Origin of the sequence: Cupriavidus sp. WS (assembly GCF_000395345.1) — a bacterium.
In the GTDB taxonomy this organism is placed as follows: Bacteria; Pseudomonadota; Gammaproteobacteria; order Burkholderiales; family Burkholderiaceae; genus Cupriavidus; species Cupriavidus basilensis_B.
Genome location: NZ_AQPL01000641.1, coordinates 1 through 550, shown reverse-complemented (window position 1 = coordinate 550; position 550 = coordinate 1). Strand labels below are relative to the sequence as shown.

At 52.0% G+C, this 550-nt stretch carries 1 protein-coding gene; it reads right to left on the bottom strand.

Annotation, left to right across the window (positions count from 1 at the left end; translation table 11 throughout):
• Positions 1 to 116 precede the first annotated feature (116 nt).
• Positions 117 to 550, bottom strand: a 434-nt coding sequence (locus tag K206_RS42380; protein ID WP_196812979.1) for a TetR/AcrR family transcriptional regulator C-terminal domain-containing protein, incomplete at its 5' end; no start/stop codon positions are given.

Sequence of the window (550 nt, the reverse complement as noted above, 5' to 3'; positions counted from 1 at the left end):
GCATGCACTCTTACTCCAGTACGTGAGAATGGTCAAAAAATTGAGAGCACCGGCCTGCCGTCGGCTCAACCGTGAACCGCCAGAACACTGCTTCGATGTGCTCAGCCGACATATCCCTAGCCGTAGTGCGCAGTAAATGGGTAACCTTCATCGTGCTTCCCATATATTTTCATGAAGATATCTATTCCTCGTCTGACCCGCTGCGTTATCTCATTCGCTTTCATGGGTTGACGAACACCAAGCTTGATTTCGAGGTTAACGAACCCGAGCCAAAGACCGGTCAACGCATCGGCGGCATAAGCTGCGTCATCAGTTTCAATCTGACCGCTCGCTACAGCGTCCGCGATCATCTTCGTCAGCAAACGTTGACCGCGACCTGGGCCTAGATCAAAAAATCGCTTGGGTAGCTCGGTTTGATGGGCTTCCAGAGAGGCGATCAATCGATCCCAGCCGAGCAGGTCACGGTGGTTGATGAATCTGACGAACTGCACCCCAAACTCAAACAGCGCATCTGCGATGGGGGCCTTAGAGCTTATCCGTAAATAGTTAG